This is a genomic window from Blautia pseudococcoides (assembly GCF_001689125.2).
Taxonomy (GTDB): Bacteria; Bacillota; Clostridia; order Lachnospirales; family Lachnospiraceae; genus Blautia; species Blautia pseudococcoides.
In genome coordinates, this window is the sequence record NZ_CP015405.2 from 2,282,390 (window position 1) to 2,307,075 (window position 24,686).

Annotated in this window: 30 protein-coding genes; 6 read left to right on the forward strand and 24 right to left on the reverse strand. The window is 44.7% G+C overall.

Annotated features, from left to right (window positions below):
* Positions 1-17 precede the first annotated feature (17 nt).
* The 8 genes from A4V09_RS10825 to A4V09_RS10860 form a co-directional block, all read right to left on the reverse strand.
* A complete protein-coding gene (locus A4V09_RS10825) occupies positions 18-524 on the reverse strand; it encodes a YcxB family protein (RefSeq protein WP_065544732.1) in 507 nt (168 codons plus the stop codon).
* Positions 525-567: 43 nt separating this feature from the next.
* Positions 568-762, reverse strand: a complete 195-nt coding sequence (locus tag A4V09_RS10830) for a hypothetical protein (protein ID WP_065542362.1) — start codon at positions 760-762, stop codon at positions 568-570.
* A gap of 150 nt (positions 763-912) precedes the next feature.
* The gene (locus A4V09_RS10835) at positions 913-1,242 is read right to left on the reverse strand and encodes a hypothetical protein (RefSeq protein ID WP_065542363.1); all 330 of its coding nucleotides are present in this window, start codon (positions 1,240-1,242) and stop codon (positions 913-915) included.
* A 34-nt stretch (positions 1,243-1,276) separates the two neighbouring features.
* Positions 1,277-2,176, reverse strand: coding sequence for a DUF445 domain-containing protein (locus A4V09_RS10840; protein WP_065542364.1), 900 nt, complete (start codon positions 2,174-2,176; stop codon positions 1,277-1,279).
* 25 nt (positions 2,177-2,201) lie between these two features.
* On the reverse strand, positions 2,202-3,482 hold the full coding sequence (locus A4V09_RS10845; protein WP_065542365.1) for an L-cysteine desulfidase family protein: 1,281 nt from the start codon (positions 3,480-3,482) through the stop codon (positions 2,202-2,204).
* A 3-nt stretch (positions 3,483-3,485) separates the two neighbouring features.
* On the reverse strand, positions 3,486-4,025 hold the full coding sequence (locus tag A4V09_RS10850) for a hypothetical protein (protein ID WP_065542366.1): 540 nt from the start codon (positions 4,023-4,025) through the stop codon (positions 3,486-3,488).
* Positions 4,016-4,669: a J domain-containing protein gene (locus tag A4V09_RS10855; protein WP_065542367.1), complete on the reverse strand. Its 654-nt coding sequence runs from the start codon at positions 4,667-4,669 to the stop codon at positions 4,016-4,018. Before A4V09_RS10855 ends, A4V09_RS10850 begins: the two co-directional genes overlap by 10 nt.
* Entirely contained in the window at positions 4,662-5,519 is an 858-nt protein-coding gene (locus tag A4V09_RS10860) for a DUF5685 family protein (RefSeq protein ID WP_065542368.1), read from the reverse strand. The genes A4V09_RS10855 and A4V09_RS10860 overlap by 8 nt, the downstream gene beginning before the upstream one ends.
* 179 nt (positions 5,520-5,698) lie before the next feature.
* Between A4V09_RS10860 and A4V09_RS10865 the strand changes: the two genes are divergently transcribed.
* Positions 5,699-6,364, forward strand: coding sequence for a GTP pyrophosphokinase (locus A4V09_RS10865; protein WP_465220356.1), 666 nt, complete (start codon positions 5,699-5,701; stop codon positions 6,362-6,364).
* A 60-nt stretch (positions 6,365-6,424) separates the two neighbouring features.
* Here the strand turns inward: A4V09_RS10865 and A4V09_RS10870 are convergent, their stop codons facing one another.
* Positions 6,425-7,048, reverse strand: coding sequence for a hypothetical protein (locus A4V09_RS10870; protein ID WP_065542370.1), 624 nt, complete (start codon positions 7,046-7,048; stop codon positions 6,425-6,427).
* Between the two features lie 240 nt (positions 7,049-7,288).
* On the opposite strand from A4V09_RS10870, the gene A4V09_RS10875 reads away from it, so the two are divergent.
* Together A4V09_RS10875 and A4V09_RS10880 are read left to right on the forward strand one after the other, a co-directional pair.
* A complete protein-coding gene (locus tag A4V09_RS10875) occupies positions 7,289-8,626 on the forward strand; it encodes an MATE family efflux transporter (protein ID WP_065544733.1) in 1,338 nt (445 codons plus the stop codon).
* A 30-nt stretch (positions 8,627-8,656) separates the two neighbouring features.
* The gene (locus A4V09_RS10880) at positions 8,657-9,433 is read left to right on the forward strand and encodes an N-acetylmuramoyl-L-alanine amidase (RefSeq protein ID WP_065542371.1); all 777 of its coding nucleotides are present in this window, start codon (positions 8,657-8,659) and stop codon (positions 9,431-9,433) included.
* 114 nt (positions 9,434-9,547) lie between these two features.
* Here the strand turns inward: A4V09_RS10880 and A4V09_RS10885 are convergent, their stop codons facing one another.
* On the reverse strand, positions 9,548-10,018 hold the full coding sequence (locus A4V09_RS10885; protein WP_065542372.1) for a methylglyoxal synthase: 471 nt from the start codon (positions 10,016-10,018) through the stop codon (positions 9,548-9,550).
* Between the two features lie 159 nt (positions 10,019-10,177).
* Here A4V09_RS10885 and A4V09_RS10890 point away from each other — a divergent pair, with 159 nt between their 5' ends.
* The 3 genes from A4V09_RS10890 to A4V09_RS10900 all read left to right on the forward strand — a co-directional run bounded on the left by A4V09_RS10890 (position 10,178) and on the right by A4V09_RS10900 (position 12,738).
* Positions 10,178-11,101: a diacylglycerol/lipid kinase family protein gene (locus A4V09_RS10890; protein WP_065544734.1), complete on the forward strand. Its 924-nt coding sequence runs from the start codon at positions 10,178-10,180 to the stop codon at positions 11,099-11,101.
* Between the two features lie 18 nt (positions 11,102-11,119).
* Positions 11,120-11,953: a glycerophosphodiester phosphodiesterase family protein gene (locus A4V09_RS10895; RefSeq protein ID WP_065542373.1), complete on the forward strand. Its 834-nt coding sequence runs from the start codon at positions 11,120-11,122 to the stop codon at positions 11,951-11,953.
* A gap of 137 nt (positions 11,954-12,090) precedes the next feature.
* Positions 12,091-12,738: a phosphatase PAP2 family protein gene (locus A4V09_RS10900; protein ID WP_065542374.1), complete on the forward strand. Its 648-nt coding sequence runs from the start codon at positions 12,091-12,093 to the stop codon at positions 12,736-12,738.
* A gap of 95 nt (positions 12,739-12,833) precedes the next feature.
* Here A4V09_RS10900 and A4V09_RS10905 read toward each other — a convergent pair whose 3' ends face one another.
* The 14 genes from A4V09_RS10905 to A4V09_RS10970 form a co-directional block, all read right to left on the reverse strand.
* The gene (locus A4V09_RS10905) at positions 12,834-14,204 is read right to left on the reverse strand and encodes a DUF4368 domain-containing protein (RefSeq protein WP_242964067.1); all 1,371 of its coding nucleotides are present in this window, start codon (positions 14,202-14,204) and stop codon (positions 12,834-12,836) included.
* Positions 14,205-14,346: 142 nt separating this feature from the next.
* Complete coding sequence (locus A4V09_RS10910) at positions 14,347-14,853, reverse strand: winged helix-turn-helix domain-containing protein (RefSeq protein ID WP_084043535.1); 507 nt, start codon at positions 14,851-14,853, stop codon at positions 14,347-14,349.
* Between the two features lie 73 nt (positions 14,854-14,926).
* A complete protein-coding gene (locus A4V09_RS10915) occupies positions 14,927-16,273 on the reverse strand; it encodes an MATE family efflux transporter (protein ID WP_330396555.1) in 1,347 nt (448 codons plus the stop codon).
* Positions 16,273-17,439 carry an iron-containing alcohol dehydrogenase gene (locus A4V09_RS10920; RefSeq protein ID WP_065542375.1) on the reverse strand — a complete coding sequence of 389 codons (1,167 nt, stop codon included), beginning with the start codon at positions 17,437-17,439 and terminating at the stop codon, positions 16,273-16,275. The genes A4V09_RS10915 and A4V09_RS10920 overlap by 1 nt, the downstream gene beginning before the upstream one ends.
* A gap of 10 nt (positions 17,440-17,449) precedes the next feature.
* Positions 17,450-18,220, reverse strand: coding sequence for a carboxymuconolactone decarboxylase family protein (locus A4V09_RS10925; RefSeq protein ID WP_334293540.1), 771 nt, complete (start codon positions 18,218-18,220; stop codon positions 17,450-17,452).
* Positions 18,220-18,507, reverse strand: coding sequence for a putative quinol monooxygenase (locus A4V09_RS10930; protein WP_065542377.1), 288 nt, complete (start codon positions 18,505-18,507; stop codon positions 18,220-18,222). Before A4V09_RS10930 ends, A4V09_RS10925 begins: the two co-directional genes overlap by 1 nt.
* Before the next feature lie 18 nt (positions 18,508-18,525).
* Complete coding sequence (locus A4V09_RS10935; RefSeq protein ID WP_065542378.1) at positions 18,526-19,008, reverse strand: flavodoxin; 483 nt, start codon at positions 19,006-19,008, stop codon at positions 18,526-18,528.
* Between the two features lie 30 nt (positions 19,009-19,038).
* Positions 19,039-19,695 (reverse strand): DUF4405 domain-containing protein, encoded by a 657-nt coding sequence (locus A4V09_RS10940; RefSeq protein ID WP_065544737.1) that lies wholly within the window; start codon positions 19,693-19,695, stop codon positions 19,039-19,041.
* Between the two features lie 20 nt (positions 19,696-19,715).
* Positions 19,716-20,396: a flavodoxin gene (locus tag A4V09_RS10945; protein ID WP_065542379.1), complete on the reverse strand. Its 681-nt coding sequence runs from the start codon at positions 20,394-20,396 to the stop codon at positions 19,716-19,718.
* Positions 20,397-20,427: 31 nt separating this feature from the next.
* On the reverse strand, positions 20,428-21,153 hold the full coding sequence (locus A4V09_RS24905) for a cyclophilin-like fold protein (RefSeq protein WP_162291111.1): 726 nt from the start codon (positions 21,151-21,153) through the stop codon (positions 20,428-20,430).
* A gap of 1 nt (position 21,154) precedes the next feature.
* Positions 21,155-21,865 carry a dihydrofolate reductase family protein gene (locus A4V09_RS10955; RefSeq protein ID WP_065542380.1) on the reverse strand — a complete coding sequence of 237 codons (711 nt, stop codon included), beginning with the start codon at positions 21,863-21,865 and terminating at the stop codon, positions 21,155-21,157.
* Positions 21,862-22,215, reverse strand: coding sequence for a MerR family transcriptional regulator (locus A4V09_RS10960; RefSeq protein ID WP_065542381.1), 354 nt, complete (start codon positions 22,213-22,215; stop codon positions 21,862-21,864). The genes A4V09_RS10955 and A4V09_RS10960 overlap by 4 nt, the downstream gene beginning before the upstream one ends.
* Positions 22,216-22,308: 93 nt before the next feature.
* Positions 22,309-23,214 (reverse strand): LysR family transcriptional regulator, encoded by a 906-nt coding sequence (locus A4V09_RS10965; protein ID WP_065542382.1) that lies wholly within the window; start codon positions 23,212-23,214, stop codon positions 22,309-22,311.
* A gap of 455 nt (positions 23,215-23,669) precedes the next feature.
* Positions 23,670-24,686: a glycosyltransferase family 2 protein gene (locus A4V09_RS10970; RefSeq protein WP_065542383.1), complete on the reverse strand. Its 1,017-nt coding sequence runs from the start codon at positions 24,684-24,686 to the stop codon at positions 23,670-23,672.

A 24,686-nucleotide genomic window follows, 5' to 3' on the forward strand; every position in this document is an offset into this window, starting at 1 on the left:
ATTGTGGGGTATGTTCATTATACATGTTTTGTTGTTTTTACTCTTGATTGTGCAATTTCTTCAAATAGTTGTTTTTCGTTTAGGTCTTTAAAAACTCTTTTTGGAATTAACGTATATATTCGTGGTGCTTGCATTAAGTAATAAAAATCATGGCTTTCCCATAGTGCAGAGTAAATATCCCACTTCATTTCTGATTCAATGCTTTGTGTTTTAAATTTAATTGTTTCCTTAGAGAATACCAGCGTATATTCCTCATGATATTTTGCAGTTTGTTTGAATTTCAGTATAGGCATTAGAATATATAAATAGCTTCCCAATGCAGTTACAACAATTACCAATCCAAATATTAAAATACTAAATATACTAAAAGAGGTGAACAGCATATAAACTACCGACAGCAGCAAAAATACAGCGACTAAAGCAATATCATATTTATGAATAATTTTACTAGAAATTAAATATTGCCTTTCTGCTCTTATATATTCTCTTTGAGTATATTGAAATCTTAATTCTACTGTTTCCAAAGGTATACCTCCATTCGTTATATAAATAATCTTTATTACAACTTCAAATTTGAAAATCATTTCTTCTTGTAAGTTTCAGTTTTATATTTCTTCTTTCAGCAATCTTCTGAAACACCTCTACCACATACAAGCATTGTTCCTTAAATGGTAGTGAGGACAATTCGTCATTATTAATATATTCAGGAAGAATAGGTGCATTGTTTAATTCAGCCCACAAAAATGCAATCAATTTTTTCATGGTTATGTACCTCCTCAATTTCCAGTGTATTGTTTAGGCAATATGAAAATTATTTCAATATCGTCAGTTCTTTTCTGCTTTTGAAACGTTACTTATCAGTCTATGTTTTGTAAAGGGCACTGTTCGGCATTGCTTGTAGTATTTCTTAGCTTAGTAATGATATTTTTTATTTGCATGCAGGTAAACATAGGACAGATAGGCACCCTGGGCCGCAAGCTGTATCCAGCGTGATCGGGCTCCTGTAATTCTGACTGATATAGGAAAGGACGGGATACAGCTTCCCATCCCGGATGACTTCTCCCAACTCATACGTTTCCCCGGAAAAAAATGGTGCAGCAAGATATGCAGCACCACCATTAAGCGTTTTTTCAGTATTTCCGGACAGCAGGTGCTTAGATATTTTCCGGACACACGCAGAAGCAGCACCATATTCTGCCCGCGGCTCTCCATATGCTTCAAATACACCTGAAAATTATCCATCCCGGCTCTCCTATTCCATATCCGTTCATCCATCTTAAAGCAGCAGATTCAGCAGTCCGATGATAAATCCGATCAATGCGCCCAGATTAATGACAGCATTGAGTTCTTTCTTCATAATAGACATGAGGATATTCTCCACTTCCAGCACGTCCATGCCGTTTACTTTTTCCTCCACTACTTTTGCGATCTGGAACTTTTCTGCCAGTTCGCCTGCCTTGTCACCTACAAATTTCACGTAGATGCTTTCCACCAGGGCGCGGATCTTCTCCTCACCCAGAGGGAGGGATTCCACAATATCGCTGATCCTGCGGCTCTCCACAGCCGCGATCTCCCCAACCACAACCGGGTGGATCTTGACATGGCCGTTCTCTCTGATATAATCCCCCACTTTTCTGCCGATCGGTTCCGCAATGGAGTTGATCAGATCATCCGTAAGGAACATGGACACCATAGAGCCCTGGAATTTCTGCTTCACTTCCCTGGCCCCCTCCTCCGCGATGATCGCACCTACATCCAGCTTGTCCAGCCCTTCTGTAATGCGGTCTGTAATAAAATCCTCCAGTTTTCCCCGCATGGTCTCATAGTCATCCTGCTCCACATAGTGCTGCAGGAAACCCTCAACCGTATCATCACTGTTCTGCACGTTCTGTATGCCTTGGCTGATCCGGCTGACAATGGTACTTTTCACACCCTCGGACAAAAGCATATCTTCCAGGTCCTTCTTAGTGATCAGATGGTCGCCCACCGCACTTCCCAGAGCCTTCGCCAGTCTACTTTTTCCTCTGGGAATAATACCCGGTGTAAAGGGCAGTGTCCAATTTCCGATCTTCACCGGATACAGGGGGCGAAAAAGCATTTTCACTGCAATATAGTTTGTACAGTAGCCAATGACCGCTCCGATGAGCGGCCCGGCCAGTAAACGTAAAAATTCCATTACTATCCCTTCTATTCATTATGTTTTATTCGTTATGTTCAATCATGATCTTCAGAATCTCTTTGTCAGTCTGTTTCATGCCTTCCTTGCCTATGTATCCCACACAACTGATGGTCTCAGGGGTGTCCTCCTGGAGGATTCCCGTGTAAGGGGCATAGACTTTGTTTTTCATTGCCAGGTTGTGGGCCATAATGGCTGCATCCAGGCTGGTAGCTATCTTGGCTGCACAGGAGATTTTCGCTCCGTCACAGATAATGCCCGGAATATTAGCCAGTGTATTTTCCACCGTCATTTTTATCTGGTCCAGAGTACCGCCCACCATATAGGTGAGAGCCGCACCGCTGGCGCAGGAAGCGGAAACCGCACCGCAGAAGGCGGACAGCTTGCCGATATAAGTTTTCTGGTAGATCGTCAGCAGATTGGAGAATACCAGGGAACGGTAAAGCGTCTCCTGGTCCACCTGCTTGATCCTGGCATACACCACCACCGGTACGGAGGAGGCAATGCCCTGGTTGCCGGAACCGGAATTGATGATGACCGGAAGGTCACATCCGCCCATTCTGGCCTCTGAACCTGCTGCTGCATAGGCTTTCATCTGGTTCAGCGTGGTATCCGGATAAGATTCCACCAGAAGTTTCCCAAGCCCCAGACCGTATTCCCCCTTCATGCCCTCATTGGCAATGGCCATATTGCAGGTGATCTGTCTTTCAATGAGATGCTGCACTTTGGAAAGATCCACCGTGTCGGCAAACTCCTTGATATTTTCCATATTCAGGATGACTTTTCTCTCATCTGTATCATCATACTCAAATTTTGCGGCACCCTTCAGCAGTTCTTCTCCGTCTTTTCGGATGCTGGTGATGTTGGTGTGTCCGTCACGGATTTCCACTATTGCGCTGTGCTCTTCTGTGTACAACTCCAAGATAATATGAAGCACACTGGGACTGTCCAGGAATTCCACCTTACAGACACCTTTTTTCAGCATCTGTTTCGCCATCTCAATATCCGCGTCTGAAACATCCTCCAGGACTTCCATCTGCTTCCCGGCATTTCCGCCGGCAATGCCCAGAAGTACCCCGGCCTCTATACCAACCAGACCTTTGGAATTAGGTATGGTCACACAGCGTACATTTTTAATGATATTGCCGCTGCATTTGGCAATGACTTTTTCAGGCATTCCGCCCAAAATCTCCCTTGCCCTGGCACCGCCGTACGCAAGCGCGATGGGCTCTGTGCACCCCATGGCAGGAACCAGTTCAGATTCCAGGATTTTTATATAATCTTCTATGATTTCATTTGTCATCATTTTTTACCCTCTCCCAAATAATTTTCCGCGCCAGTTCCCCCACATGCGGATCAAAAAGTATTCATACGCCTTGTCAAACAGAAACAGGGCGATCTGACCGCCCAACAGGAAGAACAGCATCACTTTTCCTGATATCTCACCTGCAAAAAGCAGTTTGGGAAACAGAAAAAGTGCAGGCAGATACATCAGATTAAAAATCACAAATTTCCCTGCCCCAAAGACCAGCTTCGGATTTTTTATGTTCTGGTGTCTTCCGAGGAAACGATACAGGCCCTCCACAAAAAGCACATAAGCTCCCATCATGGCAAAAGTGATACAGTACAGCTTCTGAGGTGCCAGAAGAAAACCCAAAAGCAGAGTTCCTGCAAAAAAAACAATTCCAGTCTTAAGCTCATATTCCCGGACAATGATCCCTACACAGAAGGCTGCCGCTGCCAGAAAGAATAGAGTGTTAAAGTCCAGAACACCGCTGAGTATGATCATGACTACTGATAGTGCCATCAGAAGGCCGGACACGGCCATTTTCTTTCCATTTACAAGCATGGACAAAGATCTCCTCCCATACACTCACACAAACTGTCAGCACACCATAGATCGCAGCAGAAGTTACCTGTACCACAGGAGGAGCCGCCGTTGTTTGCGTAAGGGCTGCCGCCGCCCTGGTAGCGCTGGCTGTTCCACTGCAGGCGGTTCACCAGATTGGAATACTCCGGATTGCCCGGCTCCATACTGGATGCCTGTCTTGCCATATTCAGGGCATTCACGTTATTCCCCATTCCCATGTTGGCTACTGCGCTCAAATAATACCACTGGGCACTTCTGTTCTGTATGCGGGAAAGCACATTGAGGGCCTGCTGGTACTGGCGGGCATTCAGGTAGTTGGCTGCTGCCTGAAGCTGCACGCCGTCCTCCTGTGACGCATAGTTCTGCTGGCTGTATCCTCCGGAGCTGTAACTGCTTCCTGAACCGCTGCCGTAACCGCTCTGGTAGCCTCCGTCCCTCTCACGCATGATCTGGTCATACGCTTCCTGTACTTCCTTGAACTTCTCCTCTGCCAGCCCTGCCAGCGGATTGTCTACATAGGAATCGGGATGGTATTTTCTGCTCAAATCCCGGTATGCTCTCTTAATTTCGTCATTGCTGGCATTTTGTGAAACGCCCAGCACTTCATAAGGATTGTTAATCATGGTTCTCTTTTATCTCCTGTCTTTCTTTTTTTAATTTATTATATTTTGACCAGACACCGGAATAGATAATATTCCGAAGCAGCTCCGCCTCCTTAACACAGGGAAGCATCTCAAAGGCACCGCTGGCCTCAGCCATCATCATGAGAAGGATATCATATACTTCTTTCTCATATCCTTCTTTATCCTCCTGATAGGATTCATGAAGGTATTTCAGAGGGTTATAACTGCCCTTCTCCATATCCTTTTCCAGGTCATCGTAGGCATCCATAATATAAATGAATTTTCCCAGATAAAAACCGAATTTCCTTAAATAGTCTTCCCAGACATCCTCCCGGATAACAAATATTTCTGCCATCAGTTCCCCGAAACAGCCGGACACCAAGTCCAAATCCGTCTCCTGCCTCTTTTCGAGATTGGAAAGTTTTTTGAGCTGCACCCTGATCGCCTTACTCTGCCTTGGGTATTCCTGACAGACTTTCCTGGCTTTTTTCTTAAACAGATGGATACCTGCCAGTCCCTTCATACTCTTTTCATCCTGCCAGTCATCGGCAAAATGGTAAAAGGAGAGCAGGATATTCATCCTGGCACCGTACTGCGTGATCTCATTTAGGAGCATGGGAATCTTCTTCACCGGATGCACCGGACACCGGGAACTGATCTCCCTGGTCTCGCTCTCATAAAGAGAAGTGAGAAGCACCACCAGAAATGTCATATCATAGGTAAGCGTCATTCTGCCCTGAAATCCATATTCTTCTTTCAGGGTTTTGCAAAGTCCGCAGTAATATGCCTTATACTGATAAAATTCTTTGACTTTCAGCTCCGGTTTATCCACCGTCACATATCCAAACATATGATTTAGCTGCCTTTCTCCTGCCTGCTGCTGCAGGTTCTTACTTCTTGACATAGTCTATGTTATTATACTATAAGTTTCAGCAAAATACCATCCCCACATTGACGTAACCTTAATTTTCCGATATACTGGAAAAAAACACGAAAGAAGGCATTTTTTTGCAGAATACACAGGAAGATATAATCACTCCTCCCCAGGAATTTGATGTGCGCTTCCCGGAGCGCTTTATAAAGAACACGGATTATTACAATTCTCTTATGACGATGTACCGCTGTGCCATCCGGGAGATACAGACAAAACTGGAGGTGCTGGATGACGAATTCTCCGTAAAGTACAACCGTAATCCCATCTCCTCCATCAAGACGAGGATCAAAAAGCCCATGAGTATCTACAGCAAACTCCAAAAACTGGGATACGAATTTACAGAGACTAATATCAGGGAACAATTAAACGATGTGGCCGGGATCCGCGTCATCTGTTCCTTCATAGATGACATTTACACGGTTGCCAATCTTCTTGCAGAACAGGACGACATTAAAATCCTCCGCATCAAAGATTACATCCTGAATCCCAAATCCAACGGTTACAGAAGCTACCACATGATCGTGGAGATCCCCGTCTTCTTCGCAGAGGGGAAAACTCCCATGCGGGCTGAAGTACAGATACGGACCATAGGCATGGACTTCTGGGCCAGCCTGGAGCACCAGCTCAGGTATAAAAAGGAGCTGGGCAGCAACAAAGACCATGAACTTATCAGCATGGAACTTCTGGAATGTGCCCACACTATCACAGCTGTGGACAACCAAATGCAGAATATTAAAAAGATGATTGGGGAACTGAACTGACAAGTTCCCCAATCATCTTTTTATTCATGACAATAGGAAGCCCGCAGCGCGTGCTTTCTGTCACTTTCCACCGGAAACAAATTTGTTCAGAAGTGTTTCACAGGCGTCATAATAAGATAGCATCTCTTCCTCCTTCTCCATCTTGGTTCCTTCCAGGCTGCGCATGGCAACATACAAGTCTTTGACAGACGCAGGGCTCCCCATCTCACCATAGGCAGCACAATCTTCCACTTTTGAAAAGTCCTCCAGTTTTTCCGGAAAAACACCGGTGTCCTGGAACTTTTCATAATTCTTTTCGCTGATAAAGAAAATCATACTGGTTCCTTCCTGCAAGTCTACTGTCATCTTCGTCTGTCCTGCTGCCAGCATCTGTGGATCATATCCCTGGGCATCATCCGGAGGCAGCACATAGTTCTGTATCTGCACATGAACTTCCCCGTCCCCGTTCAAGTCCTCTGCATTGGCCTCAAAATAACTCTGCAGAGCCTGGCTGTCCTCATCCGCGATCATGTAATCTGTGACAAAGGCAATGTTATAATCATAATCCACTTTGCCCAGCATGTCTTTCATAAACACGATTGCCATAAAAAGCAGAAACGCTCCGATCAGCACATGAAACTTATAATAGTACCAGAAGTTATCAACTTTTTTTCTTGTCTCATCTTTCATCTGTGGTTTCTTCATTTGTTCATTCATCCGTCCTTTTTTTGTGTTGATTTAGATTTTATCACTTCTGAATTAAGAAAGGAAGAGATTTTAAAAGACTTTATGGAGATTTTAGAATTACCGTGTATCAGTTCAGACAGCCAGACCGTTACATTACCGTTTCTCCCTGTGGACAGCAACTTAGAACTTGCTATTTTCCGGTCTTGTGATATTATGGTAAAGGATTTTGAGAAAAATGATCATTGGAGAATAAAAATTATGAAGAATCTGACGCAGGGAAACCCTGCCAAACTCATGCTTTCCTTTGCGCTTCCCGTATGTCTGGGCAATCTGTTCCAGCTTTTTTACAGTCTGGCTGACACAAGGATCGTGGGAAGCACACTTGGAGAATCCTCTCTGGCCGCTGTGGGTGCAACGACTGCCATCAGTACACTGTTCATCGGCTTTCTGCAGGGTCTTACCAACGGCTTTTCCATCATTGTCTCCCAGAGCTTCGGCGCTGATAAAAAGGAACGGCTTAAAAAAGCGGCTGCCGGAACGTTTCTGCTGGGATTTCTGACCACAGTGGTCCTGACTGCGATGGCTCTTTTGGGACTGAACGGATTTTTGTCCCTGCTGCAGGTTCCAAAACAGCTCCTGTCCGAAGCGTCCGGATACATAAGAATCATTCTTATGGGTATGCTCATCACCATGCTCTACAACGCGCTGGCCGGTATCATGCGGGCTGTGGGGGACACGGTGGCCCCGCTTTTATTTCTGGTCTGCGCTGCCCTTCTGAATGTGGGGCTTGACCTGCTGTTCATCCTGGAGTTCCATATGGGTGTCCGCGGCGCTGCCCTGGCCACTGTTCTGGCCCAGAGTGTGTCCGTGGTGCTGAGTTTTATATACATGTGGAAACGCTATCCCATTTTCCGCTTAAAGCCTGAAGATTTTAAATTGAGCCGGACCATGGTGAAAGTGCTCTTCTCCTCCGGCCTGTCCATGGCACTTATGATGTCCCTGGTATTTTTCGGCACCCTTGCCCTCCAGTGCGCCATCAATACCTTTGGCACAGAAATCATTGTGGCGCACACAGCCGCCAGGAAAATCTGCGAATTTTATTTTCTGCCAATCTCCGTCATGGGCGTGACCATGGCCACCTTCTGCGGGCAGAACTTCGGCGCCGGTGAGTTCGGACGGGTAAAAACCGGGATCCGGCAGGCACTGTTCATCACATGGGGGTGGACTTTCATCATTATCTTATTAAGCTACACTGCTGCTCCCTTCCTAGTCCATCTGGTCACGGGCAGCAACAGCCCTGTGGTTGTGGAAAACGCCTCCAGATACCTGCGCATCAACTCTCTGCTGTATTTTGTAGCCTGCGGGATCAACATCTTAAGAAATGCCCTGCAGGCTATCGGTGACCATATCACCCCTGTCATATCCAGCTTCATTGAGCTGATAGGCAAAGTATTGATCGCACTGTTTCTGACCCCTGTGCTTCAGTATATGGGAATCATTATTGCAGAGCCTGTGATCTGGTGTCTCATGATCCTGCCCCTGATTTTCAAATTCCGCCGTCTGTGCAGGGCACAAAACGAAAACCAGCGCATATAATAGTCATAAAGCGATTTAAGGAGTCACCATTTGGCATATAAAATTGTAATAGACGCCGGGCACGGCGGTTCAGATCCCGGTGCTGTCTATAAGGGCCGTCAGGAAAAAGATGACAACCTCCGCCTGGCTCTGGCCGTGGGACGGATTCTCTCCCAGAACGGGGTGGATGTGGTGTACACCCGCACCACTGATGTATATCAGACACCATTTGAGAAAGCCCGCATCGCCAACGATGCCGGTGCAGACTGGTTTTTCTCCTTCCACCGCAACTCAAGCCCCCAGGCAAACCAGTATTCCGGTGTGGAAACCCTGGTCTATGACCTGTCAGGTCCCAAGGTTGAGATGGCAGAAAATATCAACGGGGCATTAGGGGAACTGGGCTTTAATAATCTTGGTGTGAAGGCAAGACCCGGACTGGTGGTCCTTCGCCGCACAAAGATGCCAGCCGTCCTGATTGAGACGGGTTTTATCAACAACGACGCAGACAACGCCTTGTTCGATGAGAAATTCAGCGAGATTGCACAGAGTATTGCCTATGCGATCCTTGGAACTCTGGAAGAGGAAGAAGTGGAACGTCCCCCTGCCGGTGAACCTGTCCTCTACCGGGTGCAGGTAGGCATGTTCAGGGAAAAACAATATGCTGATAATCTGCTCTATGAACTGCAGGACAAAGGATTTCCTGCCTTTATCCTGAATGAGGACGGCTTTTACAAAGTACAGGTAGGCGCCTACCAATACCTGGCAAATGCCGTGAGAATGGAACAGACACTGCGCCGGGAAGGCTATAGTACCTGGATCACAACCTGATACTTTAAAGCAACCCGCTGCGGAGCGGTATGAAAAATACCGAATATAAAAAGATGTCTTCTGCGCAAAGCAGGAAGACATCTTTTCCTATCTTATAATAAAAATCATATCACCTCACATGGAGTCTGCACGTTTTTCCACATTCTTTTTAAAGTTGATCACTTCATGGTCATATTCCCCGTCCATAAACTGGGAATGGATCATAAAATCTGCTGTAGCCTTGTTGATCGCCATGGGAATATCGTATACCTGCGCGATACGCATAAGGGCCTTCACATCAGGGTCATGAGGCTGCGCTGTCAGAGGGTCTGAGAAGAACACTACAAAATCAATAACGCCCTCCACGATCTTGGCGCCAATCTGCTGGTCACCGCCCAGAGGGCCGCTGTTGTATCCCTTTACGCGCAGGCCGGCCTTGTCTGCGATCAGCCTTGCGGTAGTGCCTGTCCCGTAAAGGCTGTGGTTCTTCAGTATATCATAATTCTCTCTGCACCATTCTATCAGCTTCGGCTTTTCATTGTCATGCGCGATCAATGCAATATGTTTCTTCTTTCCTATAGTAAATGTTACAAATTCGTTGTCCATGTATCTTAACTCCTTTCAGCTGTCTGTATGATCACAGTATTTGCTGCTGCCCACTCTGTGACCGGCAGCACCATGTATCTGCTGTTTTTTTATCATATCATATTTTACTTGTCCTCACAACGGGAAACTGCTACAATAATGGCAAAGAAGGAGAAGCGTATGTACTATTTTATCATCAATCCCCGCTCCCGTTCCGGCAAGGGGCAGGAAATCTGGGACAACGTAAAAAAGCGTCTGGATGAGGAAAACCTGGAATACGAGGCCTATTTTACCCAGCGGCAGGGACACGCCGCCGAGCTGGCACATCAGATAGCAGCCCTCTCTATCCCCTGTACATTGGTTGTTGTAGGCGGAGACGGCACAGCGAATGAAGTGGTAAACGGTCTTGTAAAAACAGTGTACACCCATATCACCCTGGGCTATATTCCCACAGGCTCCGGCAATGATTTTGCCAGAGGCCTTGGGCTTACGAAAGATACTAAAAAAGCTGTGGAGCAGATCCTGGCTCCCGCATGTATTGAAAAGATGGATATTGGCATCGCACAGTCGGACAAAGAAAAGCGTTATTTTCTCATCAGTGCCGGCATTGGATTTGACGCCTCCATCTGTCATGAAGCTCTGCATTCCGGCCTCAAGGATCTTCTGAACAGATATGGCCTGGGCAAGCTTACATATGCGGCCATTGCCCTGAAACAATTGTTTCTGTACCGCCCCTGCCCTGTGGATATCAGGCTGGACAAAAAAAGGATTTCCCGTTTTCCCCGCTGCTTTTTTGTTGCGGGCATGAATCTGAAATATGAGGGGGGAGGCTGTAAATTTTGTCCGGATGCAGATCACTCTGACGGCAAAATCCACATTTGTGTAGCCGGAAAACTCTCCAAACTGAAAATCCTCACCATGCTGCCCACAGCATTTATTGGGAAACACATATGGTTTAAAGGCATACAGATAGAACAGGGGCATGTGGTGGAAATCATCAGCCGGCGTCCTCTTCCTGTACACTGTGACGGGGAATCTTTTGGATTCAGGAGTTCCCTCTCCCTGAGAACAGCGCCGGAACAGATTTCTGTCATCACCGGATAGTTGAAAGAAGGTTAACTTATGAAATCACTGCTGATAATGGCTGCCATTGTACTTCTCGGTTTTTTACTTTATTTTTACTGTATTATGCCGCGTTTTACAAGAAAATCCCAAACTCGGGCCTTTATGCACAGACTCTTTGCACATAGAGGATTATTTGATCCCAAAGAAGGCATTCCAGAGAACTCCATGCCCGCCTTTGAACGGGCAGTCCTGTGCGGATATCCCATTGAACTGGATGTTCAGGTTACAAAAGACAACAAGATCGTGGTTTTCCACGATTATACATTGGGCCGCATGTGCGGCATCGACCTGCCTCTGGAGACAAAGACTTATGAGGAACTGCAAAAGCTCTCTCTGCAGAACACCGGAGAAAAAATCCCTCTGTTTTCAGATGTACTGAAATTGGTGGATGGCCGGGTTCCTTTACTGATCGAGATAAAACTTCACTCCCGCCACACATATCCCTGTGCTCTTGTGGATAAACTATTAGAGGGGTATAAAGGCAGTTACTGTATTGAATCTTTTAATTCCCTGGCGCTTTTCTGGTACCGGCGCAACCGGCCCGGAGTGGTAAGAGGGCAGCTCTCCTCCAACCTGACAAGCCCGGTGGCTGAGGGCGGATATGTGCTGAGTTTTTTGGTAAAACACCTGCTCACCAACTGCATCGGACGACCCGACTTTATTGCCTACTGCTATAAGGACAGCCGCAACCTGAGCTTCTGCCTGGTCCGCCATCTCTACAAAACCCCTGTTTTTGCCTGGACGCTGCGCACACCGGAGGCCTATGAAAAGTGTAAAAAGCGTTTTGATTCCGTCATTTTTGACAGTTTTCTCCCACGTAAACAGGCATAACCGGACAGTTTTTTCAGAGTGTGAATTGGATGTGAAGCTTTTCTGAATTTACTGTAAATCCCATTGTTATCTTGATTTTCCTGTGCTATAATGGGCAGGATAAAGAAAGGCTTTGGCATCGAAAAGAAGGTGATTTTATGAATCTGCTGAAAAAATATAAACACACCTGGATCATCCCGGTATATGGTATTTTTTACCTTACAGCTTTCCGGTATCTGGAACAGCGCGATGTCCGGCCCCATATCATCCATATGAAGATTGATGATTATATCCCGTTCTGTGAATATTTTATCGTCCCGTATCTGCTGTGGTTCGCCTACATCGCAGTCACTGTTTTGTACTTTTCTTTTTTTAATGACAGTAAACGGGAATTTTACCAACTGATCTTTACCCTTGGAGTGGGTATGACACTGTTTCTCGTCATCTCCTACATTTACCCCAACGGGCAGGACCTGCGGCCCAAGCTTACCGGTGACAGCATCTTTATTGAACTGGTGAGACATTTATACCGGATCGACACTCCTACTAATATACTGCCCAGCATTCATGTATTCAATTCCGTGGCCTGCTGCACAGCAGTTTTCAAAAACGCAAAAGCAAGAAAGCATCCCGTACTGCTTGGCAGTACCCTGCTTCTGACCATACTTATCGTCATGGCTACTGTATTCTTAAAGCAGCATACACTCGTGGATGTGGTAGCAGCGTTTGCGCTGAATGTGTTCTGCTGCCAGATGTTCTACAAAGCACATCCGGCCCGGCAGAAACAACCCGCATTTGTAAAATGAGGCCTTATGGCCCGGCATATAAAAAGGACGTTCCGCTTAGGCGGAAGCTCATAAGGAAGTAAATGAAATTTCTGGTAGAACCGGCGTGGTGGAAATCACGCCGGTTTTTCCGTACCCGTAGGCAGTTCCGGTTTTTGAAGTGGAATCCGAATCTTGCCTACATAAGTAAAATAAATTTCAATCGTCACATGCTTTCTTCCATCGATTTTCTTCGGATTATGGATGACGATTTTTTCAATCAATTCGTTGACTGTTGCAGCGTCAAGCTCCTGTATATCGGAATACCGTTCGGCAAGTTGCAGAAAACGCTCTACATCAGAAACTTGTTCGGCTTCTTCTGTGATTTCACGTTCCAACACTTCGGAAAGCAGTCTGATTTCTTCCTGTTCGGTCTCATACTGTCCCGATAGCTTCTGGAAACGAAGGTCACTCAGTTTTCCTAAAACATTATCTTCATAAAGGCGCTGAATGATTTTGTCCAAGTCCTCCATGCGCTTCTGTGCGCCGGAGAGAGCTTTTCGTTTCTGTGTAAGTTCTTCTTTCCGGCTGGCTTCATCTTGCATCAGCATTTCCTGTGTAAAATCATCCTTAAACAATCGAACATAGGTCAGAGTTCGTTGGACACATTCCAGTACTCGCTTATACAGCGTGGTCTCCCGGATATAATGAATCTGACAGGAACCGGTATTGCTTTTGTAATTGGAACAGACGAAATGGTTTTGTGAATCATCCTTGTAGCTGTGACAAGTGCAGTAGTATAGCTTTGCCCCGCAGTCAGCACAGCGGACAAGGCCGGAGAATATACTTGTCTTGCCTGTTTTGGTCGGTCTGCGTTTATTTTCCCGAAGAACCTGTACCCGTTCCCATTGTCCGTACTCGATAATTACTGGCTGCGTCCCCTCAAATATCCGCTGGTTTTCTTTTGGATTTTGCAGTCGCTTTTTAAATTTCAGGGATTTGGCGTAGGTCTTGAAGTTGACGGTACAGCCGGTATATTCCCTCCGTTCTAAAATACCGGAAACTGATTTCTGGCTCCAGCCATATAGATTATCCGGCATTGTCCAACCTTTCTGCCTTGCATGGTAGGCGGTAACAGTCAATATCTGTTCCTTTGTCAGTATTTTTGCTATCTGCATAGGTCCTTTCCCCGCAATACACAGGTCAAAGATACGCCGCACTACCTTTGCCGCTTCTTCATCCACAATCCATTTCTTTTTGTCCTGTGGGTCTTTCACATAACCGTAGGGCGGATTGCTGGCAAGGTGTTCCCCGGCTTCTCCTCGCATTTTGACAACCGCCCGGATTTTCTTGCTGGTGTCCTTTGTGTAATAATCGTTGAAAACGTTATTGAAAACGGCAAAATCATTTTCTCCTTTAGCACTGTCTACATCATCATTGATGGCGATAAATCGGACATCGTAGTACATTTTTGGTGCAAAATTACGGGGGCATTTTGAAAAGTTCACGAAAAATTCATAATTCACCCTGGCAGAGAGGGCAACCGAAAAATCCTTCCATTATTCCGTACATATTTTAGGAGAAAGTTGCCGTCTGTCCTGAGAAAATACAAAAAAATTCACACCGTAGGTTTTGGCCTATGGTGCGAATCTATTGTAATGCAAATTTATATCCAATTCCGGTAGCGCTTTTGATATAATCAGGGTCATCCGGTCTGGTCTTTAACTTTTTCCGCAAGTTACTCACATGATTATTGATTGCTTTCCGGGAATAGTAGGTATAATCCTCATTCCAGACTAAATCCATGATAAGCTCATAAGTAAACACTCGTTTCGGATTGCTGGCAAGTAAAAACAATATATCAAACTCTTTGGCAGTCAGACTTATTTCCTGTTTGTGGACTGTTACCAGACGATGTTCCAAACAAATATATAAATCACCTTCTTGTATTTCAGTAAGAGGACTATCTTGCTGCCAGTTATATTTTGGTGGATTTATACCTGTATCAGCAGTTAATACTATATCTCCAAAAAGATATTGTGCAAGTTCTTTTCGCTGTTTTTCATCAAGCAAGAGTGCTAATTTCTCACCAATCTGCGTATCTGTTCCGGATAAATCGAATACAGCTAATTTCCCATGAAATCGCCTCACAATCATTTATTATTTCCGCTGCACGATGTTTTTTGCCGTTGCACAGCAGATTCTCAAATGTTAGGCTGCTTGATGCCGCTTAAATTACTTTACATTGTTTCCACTTGTTTTTCTTGAATCGAATCCAAAATATAATACCGCGGATTATCCAGTCGAGGCACATTGCGTAGGCAATACCTACAACGCCTAAGTTCAGCGTAATACCAAACAATACTGAAAAAACAAGCCGGACACCGACTGTTGTAAAAAGCGATATCGCCGTTGTAAATTTCACATCTCCAGTTGCTCGTAGACCTTTCCCGAAAGGATCGGCAAATGGAAACGCTACCGCATTGCATATATTATGAATCAACACAAGAACTATTACCAGATGCTTTGTTTCCTCGGCTAACGAATAGAAATGCATCAGTATCGGCGTTACGGCGAAAATCAACCCATTCCAAACGAGCGAAAACAGCAGGGTTATTTTCAAAAGTTTCCTGAAATAATAATCTGCCGCCTGCGTGTCACCAGCTCCCATACATTGTCCAATCACAGTAATAAATACAGGTCCCATCGTGACGCATACAAGAGCAGCCATTCCCCAAATACTCTGTGCAATTCCGTTTGCTGCGATCTGATATGTTCCAAATAATGCCACAACACTGCTCAAAGCCACCTTTACAAGTTGAAAAACACCGCTTTCCACGCCGTTTGGAATCGCGATCCGCAGCATCTGGTACTGTAATTTTTTCTTCCAGCTCAAAATCCATTTTACATGGTACTGAACAGGATTCTTTCCTCCAAAACACAGAATGGTAATGGCAATAGCTGAAAATGTTCTTGAAATGAACGATGGGTAAGCAACTCCCGCAACGCCTGCCTTCAGTACAAATACACCGATTAAATTGCCAGCGATATTGATTGTATTAGCAATCAACGAAATATACATGGTCGTGCTGGTCTTGCCAAAGCTGCGGTAGAGAGCCGCCCCTGCGTTGTAGATTGCCAGAGCCGGATAGGAATAGGCTGAAATACGAAGATAGGTCACACAAGCCGCCATCACATCCTGCTCCACCTGCCCAAACATCATTCTCATTAAAGGTCTGTTGATTAACAGAATCAGTACGGCAGTAACAATAGAAAACAGCACGGAGGAGGTGAATAACTGACTCGAAGCTTCACCTGCTATTTTCGGTTCGTTTCTGCCGATGTACTGACTGATTACCACTGCTCCGCCAGAGGCCAGAGCAGTAAACAAATAAATGAAAATGGTATTAAACGAGTTGACAAGGGATACCCCGGATACTGCCGCCTCTCCGACAAAACTAACGATGAAAATGTCAGCAATCCCCACCAGCATCGTAAGCAGCTGCTCCATAAACAATGGTAAAACTAAATTTTTTAAATCTCGGTTGGTAAATAACGATTCTGACTGATTCATCATTACATACTCTGTTTCAAAATATCTACGATTTCATTGTGACCGAGAACTTTATATCCCCCCTCCATTGGGAAAGAGCCTTTTGCAATGCCGTCAAGCATATCCTCGGTTACGCCTAGGTCACTGATATTCATAACAAGTCCCAGCCCCTTCATCCAGGCTTCCATGCGGTCAAGTCCTTCCGAAGCGATTTCCTCATCGGTCTTGCCGTCCGAAGCAACATCCCACACATTTATGGCAAACCTTTTAAATTTATTGAGTCCATATGGGCAGATATAACGATAATATGCCATCGAGACAGCAGACAGCGTCATGCCGTGAGCAGCATCGGTATAAGCGCCAATCGACTGACCAATCATATGCACCATCCAGTCGGTGGATTTCCCTTTGGCAATCAGTGTGTTCAATGCCCAGGTTGCTGTCCACATAATGTTGCTGCGAGCCTCATAATCATGCGGATTTTTAATGGCAATCCGGCTTGCGTGAATCAGCGATTTCATCAGTCCCTCTGAAATGTAATCAGAAGTGTTGTCATCTTCCCCGGAAAAATATTGTTCGGTGATATGATTCATAATGTCATAGAATCCTGCAATCATCTGATGCCTAGGAAATGTAAAGGTAAACGCAGGATTCAGGAGGGAGAACTTCGGAAATACATTTTCACCGAACACATGACCGATTTTCAGTTTCTGCTCATGGTTGGTGATAACAGCACCACCGTTCATCTCGGAACCTGTGCCTACCATAGTCAGTACACAACCTACAGGGATGATCCTATTATCTACATCCTCCATGCGAAGATAGTATTTTTCCCACGGATCATCCTCGCAATAAGCAGAAACGGAAACCGCTTTTGCATAATCGCAGACAGAACCGCCACCAACAGCAAGAATCAAATCAATCCCGTTTTCTTTTGCAAGTTTGCAACCCTCATACAGTTTCTGAACGGTAGGATTTGGCATAACACCGGAATCTTCAAAAACTGTTTTACCGTTTGCTTTCAAAATACTGATAATCTGTTCATAAATCCCGTTTTTCTTAATGGAGCCGCCGCCATAAGTCAGCATGATATTTTTACCGTACTTCGGCAGTTCCTCGTTTAGATAGTTAAGCGAATCCTCTCCAAAATAGAGTTTGGTCGGATTGCAATAATCAAAATTTCCTAACATGATATTCCTCCTATTTCAACTGTTCATATTCGTCATCAGATACAGACTCACACCATTCGTTGCTGTTTCCCTCGCCGGGAACTTCAACTGCAATATGGCTGAACCAGCTATCTGCTTTTGCTCCGTGCCAGTGTTTTACTTCGGGAGGAATGGTAATAATCATCCCTGGCGTAAGGCTGACAGCCTCCTTGCCTTCCTCCTGATACCAACCCTCACCGGCAATACAGATGAGAACCTGACCGCCGCCGTTTTTTGCGTGATGGATATGCCAGTTATTGCGGCATCCGGGTTCAAAAGTCACATTAGCAAAAAGAGCGGGATGTTCATCGTCGGTTTTGGCAAGAGGAGCAAGGTAACTCTGCCCAATAAAATACTGTGCATATCCGTCATTGGGCGAACCAATCGGAAATACCATTTCGGCAGCGTGTTTGGACTTAGCGCTGTCATCAGACGGTTTCTCATTCCACACCTCTTTTGCAAGCCGGAACACCGCCCACGCCTTCGGCCAGCCTGCATAGAAGGCCGCATGGGTGATGATCTCTGCAATTTCCGTTTTGGTGATGCCGTTTTTCTTTGCTTCCTGTAAGTGGAAGGTCAGTGAACTGTCGGTAAGACCTTGTGCCATGAGAGCCACCACCGTTATAAGGCTGCGGTCACGCAGAGAGAGTTTTTCATTTCTCGACCATACTTCGCCGAATAATATATCATCATTCAGTTCTGCAAATTTCGGAGCAAATTCTCCAAGTTGGTCTCTTCCAGCTGTTTGTTTTATTTTCATCATCATTCTCCTTGATAGCGTTCTACCTTCATCTTTAATTTGTATTTTTCCCGAAGTACAGCAATTTGCTTCATCATATCTGTTTTGTGGTGAAAATCAAGCGCCTCCTGATTTTTCCACTTATCAATCAACAATATCGTTTCTTCATGGTCTACCGGGAAAAAATATTCGTATCCGAGGTTTCCTTCCTCCTGTCGAATTCTATCCACAAGACCACTCTCGGTCATTTCTTTTGCAAATGCCCTTGCCGAGCCGTCTTTGCCGGTATAATAGATATTAATTACAAGCATCTCTATCCTCCTCGTCAACTAAAGACCTAATTTTTCTGCCCATGATACCAGATCCTGTTTTGATAAAGAACCATTCAATATTTTACCGGGCATCAACACCGCTCCCGGACAGCTTGGTTCAAGGGAAGCGTTTGTTTTTCCCATGCCGCTACCGCCAGATGTTGCAAACGGAATGATTTTCTTACCCGTAAAATCATAGCTTTCCAGGAAAGTGTTGATGATCTTCGGTGCAACATACCACCAGATAGGAAAGCCGACAAAGACAGTTCCATACTGTTCCATGTTCGCAAGTTTCACCTTGATTGCTGGGCGGCAATTTGAATCGTTCATTTCAATGGAACTTCTGCTGTTTTTATCTGTCCAGTTCAAATCCGCCGAAGTATATATCTGCTCCGGTTTAATTTCAAAAAGATCGGCGTCCACTGCTTCAGCAAGTTTTTCCGCTACCTTTGCGGTTACACCGCTTGCAGAAAAATAAGCTACTAAAATTTTTTTGCTCATGATAAAATCCTCCATATTTCATTTAATTTATTACGTCACCTTTGTGACGTAATAACCAACAAAAACCCAAAAGCCCATCATTGCCGCATATTCTGAAAACACAGACACAGCACTTTTTTCAAAATTGAAAAAAACGAACTGATTTTGAAAAAACATATAGGACGGAATATCTGCACCGATAAAGCAGAATAATCCATATCCCGCAATAGCAACAGTGGCTATCCTCGCAATCCACATAGATGTTTTGGGTATAGTTTTTCCTTTCATTAATCTGCGAACCTTACCTAAAATCATTCCCCAGTGAAGACCTGCGTGAAGACTCATCAGCACGAATCCCCAATAGGAAGCGACAAGGTGCATGGCTCTTGCCGTTGCTATCGGGCCACCCTGAACAAAGGAAAATACATGACGAGATAACACAATTCCGCTGAATCCAAGGCAAAGCATAGAAACAAGAGCGCCCATATTGATGAGTGTCTGCATTATTCGCAAGGGAGTATATCTACCCCTGAACAAATGCCCATACCATTTCATATTCAGAACATTATGCAGCAGAAAGAGTACAAGCATTCCGACACCGAACCACTCGTGAAGTTCCTGCCCGATGATTTGATATGTCATTAGGCAAAGCAGCAGCACCGTCATCAACAAATCAACGCATATTTTTATTTTCTGCTTTTGTTTCATAATCGGTTCGTCCTTTCCTATCATTTATCCAGTCCGAGACTGTTTACCCATTCCATAACCGTATCCTGAGAATCACTGCCGTTCAGGCGCTGGCCGTCTAGCCATTCGGCATTACTTGTCAGTTTTTCCAAATTTGACGCACTGGAACCTATACCGCTGCCACCGGAGGTGCAGAACGGTACAATTGTTTTACCGGAAAAATCGTAACTTTCCATAAAGGTGCTGACAATTCTCGGCGCATCATACCACCAAATCGGATATCCGATAAAGACCACATCATACTGCTCCATATTCTCTACGGAACCGGAAATATCAGGCCGGGCATTTGGATCGTTCATTTCAATCGTGCTGCGGCTATCGTTATCGTTCCAATCCAAATCGGCTGATGAATAAGGCTGCTCCGGCACAATCTCATAAAGCTCTGCGTTTAATCCATTTGCAATATGCTTTGCCACGCCTTCTGTCGTGCCTGTAGCAGAAAAATATGCTACCAATACTTTTAAAGATTCATCTTCGTTATCCGGTGTGTTGCTTGAATCAGTCGGTGCAGAGGATTCGTTATTCATCGCATCTGCCGAAGAACTGTTTTCAGCTGGGGGCTGTTCTGTCGATGACTGCCCGTTTTGATCCGTATTTCCAGAACAGGCCGCAAGTCCTATCACCATAAGTAACGAGAGTAAAATAGCTGTTATTTTTTTCATGATGAATACCTCCAAATTTTTATTTTATGTTTTATTCTGCCAGAGCAAAGGTAATCTGAACGCTGCCAGATAGGTCATCAAACACGGAAAGGTCGGAAGTAACCTTACCAATCGGAATGACATCCACAGAAAGATTGGGATTGTCGGTCTGTGCATAAAAGATTGCCATATTATGATGGGCTTCGCAGTAGGTAATGTTACCGTTTTCAAAGGTTTTTTGACCGCCTTCCAGATGTTGGGGATAAAAATCGATACCGCCGTAATATTCTCTGCCGCCGTATCCCACCATAGAAATCGTCAACGGAAAATATGTCTTTATTTCTTCGGCAAGCACTGTGTTATACAGTATGCCATCTAAAACAACATCTCCCACGGTGATTTTAATGGCCGTTTCACCGTTTTCAGCAGAGTTCTCAGTTTTTTTCGTTATACCAATGGAGTTCAGCCAATTTGTTACGGTATCTTGCGCCGAAGGAACATCCTTTGCCTCAATAGCAAGGCCGTCAAGTGTTTTTCCTGCTTTGCTTGCTTCTGCAATCGTTGTATAGCTTCCACCTGCACCGTAACCGTCATGGGTACAGAAAGGAATTACCGTCTTACCCGTCAAGTCATATTCGTTCAGAAAAGACAGCACTGCTTGCGGTACATCGGTTGCCCACACAGGATAGCCGATAAAAACAGTATCATACTTTGAAATATCCAAATCACTGTCTTTTAATTCCGGCAGAATATTTTGCTGCATTTCATTGTGGTTCACATCACGGTTTATACCGAATCCACAGCCCGCTTTCACCCAAACGGTCTACGCTCTGCAATTTGAATTCCATCGGCAGATTGCTTTCTAAATAATCCGCTTTCTCAAAAAGTGTTACTGTGTTTGAGTTACCGTCCGCTACAGGAGCTACAACCAAACTTAATTCGTCCATTAAGCCTTCATTCATAAATGAGCCATTCAGATATCCGCCGCCTTCTAACAGCAGTTTATTGATTCCGAATACTGATTTTAATTTCTCCGTCAGCAGCTTGCAGTCAATTTGCTTTTCACCTACAAAGATATAGGAAATTCCAAGTTTTCTAAGGTAGGCAAGGTATGCGTCTGACACCTGCTCGGTCAGTGCCTCAATGATGTGTGCAGGCGGGCGCTTTGCATATCCGTGGATATTATTTTCTTTCCATCCGAGTTTACCGGAAGGATCAACCGCAACTACATAAATGTCTGCATTTTCATTGGCGATGTAGTCTGTGTGAGGGATTTTCTCTGCCGGTTCATGAAGCTCCGGCTTTTCATAAAAGGTAAAGTTGTCATCCATTGTGACTCTGCCGCACATCCAAGCATCGGCTTCAAATTCATCATGAATACGATCGTATTCCGCATTCATATCATAGGCGGTTTTTGTGTCCATGTACTCTCCTATGATTTTTCCGTCCAATGCCACCATCATGTGGCAGATAATATGTGGTCTGTTCATTTGATTGCCCCTTTCTTTATTTCATCGATCATAAAATCGAGTTCATCCAAAGATTGCTGTTTTTCATGAATGTCATCCAACAATTTAAATCGCTGCTTTCGGAGGATTTTAATTTGTTCCTCTTTGCTGCTTGTCTTGTTCCCAATCAGGTTTAAATATGTTTTCAGCGTATCCATATTCAACCCGGATTTTAGTAAAGCATGAATCAACCCTATCCTGCGAAAATCGGATTCCGTATAGTCAGGCACTCCGCCAGTGAGCGTCCTATGCTCCAAAAGACCGTTTTCTTCGTAAAAATTAAGTTTATCCATACTGATATGAAATCTGCGACTGGCTTCATTCAGAGTCATCTATATCCTCCTTTTTATGCAAAAAAGTAAGTGCCGTCAGAGAAATACATTCTCTTAACTGCACTTACATTATAAATCTCATTTTGCTTTATATCAAATACTTAGTTTTAATGCCTTACTCATACCTAAAAGGCATTGCGCTTGTTCGATAAATTTTGTCGCTGCCGGACTGAACGGTTGACCACGCTTCCATGCCAGGACACTGGTTGCCGACAATTCCGGGGATAATGGTCTATAAATAATTTTGCTCTTATCCCAAAATGGAATTGCGCCTTCGACTACCAGAGAGTACGCTAATCCTTGACTTACCATAATAGAAGCATTGGTACTTAAATTACTGGTAAACAGCACATTAAGGTTTTCAAAATAATTTCCGAACCAGCTTGCAAGCTCGCTCTGTACCTTTAGTCGGCGGGGAAGAATTAAGGGAACATCTGATAAGTCTTTTGCGGTAACAGATTTCTTGAATGCCATCGGATCATCCGGGCGCATGACAACTACCCATTTTTCTTTTATCTGCATCCGTACAAAATCATACTTTTCTATATCAATCGGTTCCAGAAGCAGTCCAACATCAATCAGTCCTTTGTCCATCTGCTCCTTTACAATATCTGCAGTAGCCGTGAAAATATCAAAAGTAACTCTTGGATATTTATCATGAAAGACTTTAAATAGTTCAGGAAGCAGTTGTACAGAGGCAATCTCACCGCAGCCGATTGTAATTTTTCCCTCAATTTGTTCTTCCTGTTCCACAAGCTCTTTTTCTGTTTTGTCCACAAGCTGTAAAATTTCTTCGGCACGGCGGCGAAGTAAAATGCCTTCGTTTGTCAGTGTGATTTTTCGTGTACCTCGGTTAAACAGTTTTACACCCACTTCTTCTTCCATTTGCGACAATTGTCTGCTTAAAGTCGGTTGTGTAATATGAAGCACCTCGGATGCTTTTGTAATGCTTTCTTCCCGCACTACGGTAAGAAAATAACGAAGAACTCTGATTTCCATATGTAGCCTCCTCACAGTAATCCCATGCTTAACAAACATATTATATCTATTTTATGCCTGATAGGCAATACTCTCTTGGAGTGGGAAGTCTGCTCATCAAGTTTTCTAAAACTACTGGCAAGCAATGCAAACTTCCACAAGTTTGCGTATTTTCACAGATTGTTCACAAATGACAATCTGTAAAAAAGCTTGTTGGTGACATATCCCCAAACCCCTGAGATCACCACCTGCGGTGACGGCTGCGCGTTCTGTGAACGCTAAGAAAATCAAAAAACAACATTCCTAACATGAAAAAACTCTATGCGAAAGAATTCTCAATCACATAGAGTTTTTAATTTTTCCGTCTACCTGGCATAACTCATAATTTTTCTAATGTTTCCTTATGAGCTACCGCCTTTTGGGAACGTCCTTTTTATATGCCGGCATTGGCTGTCCGGTATACCCGGACAGACGCCTTAGTTAAACCCATAAAATTTCTGCACTACTTTATAAATCGCCACAGAAATATTTCTCCCGCTCCATCCCGGCAGGTTCACACTTCTGCCAAGGATGCCCAGGCGGAGCTTTCTGTAAATATGGATATCCTCATTTCTCAAATATTTCCACAAATCTTTTTTCTTCTCCAGGTTCTCCTCTGTCCCGGAGCGTATCAGCATGATGGAGGATACTGCAGTGATAATGTCCAAGTACCTCAAAAGATACTGCCGCAGGTGCTTGTCACCGATCCTCTTTCCCGCCACGGAATCAATCATGAGACGGTTCACTAAAAGCTGCTGGTCAATCCTGCGAATCATAATATCCTCATGAACGGACTGGTCCTCCCTGCCGATAAAATACCGGTAAAAATTCACATCCATATAGTACATGGTCTTCACTGAGGGAAGGGGCTGGTAGACAAACAGGTTGTCCACATAAAAGGTGTGTTTCGGCAGTTCCAGGCCGCACTCTCTGAGCAGTCCGGTACGATAGATCACGGAATGCATCAGAATGTATTTCCCCACCGGCATTTTGCTGATCTCCTCCCAGGTAAAAATCTTTCCCTGGGGCAGGTATTTCTTATAACGCATGACTTTCTTCCGTCTGGCGCCCTGTTTTTCATAGACAAAGTTGCTGATCATCATATCCAGGGTCTGTGGCCCGCCAACAATCTCTGAGAGCTTTGTCAGGATCGCTTCATAGGCCTCCTTGTTCACCCAGTCATCGCTGTCCACCACTTTAAAAAAAATTCCGGTTGCGTTTCGCAGCCCTGTGTTCACGGCCTCCCCATGGCCGCCGTTCTCCTGGTGAATGGCTTTCACGATGCCGGGATATCTGGCAGCATAATCGTCTGCAATTTTCGCCGTGTCATCCACGGACCCGTCATCTACGATCAAAATCTCCACCTGCTCCCCGCCTTCCAACAGGGAATCCACGCATTTCTCCATATATGCCTGGGAATTATAACAGGGAACTGCAACGGACAATAATTTCAT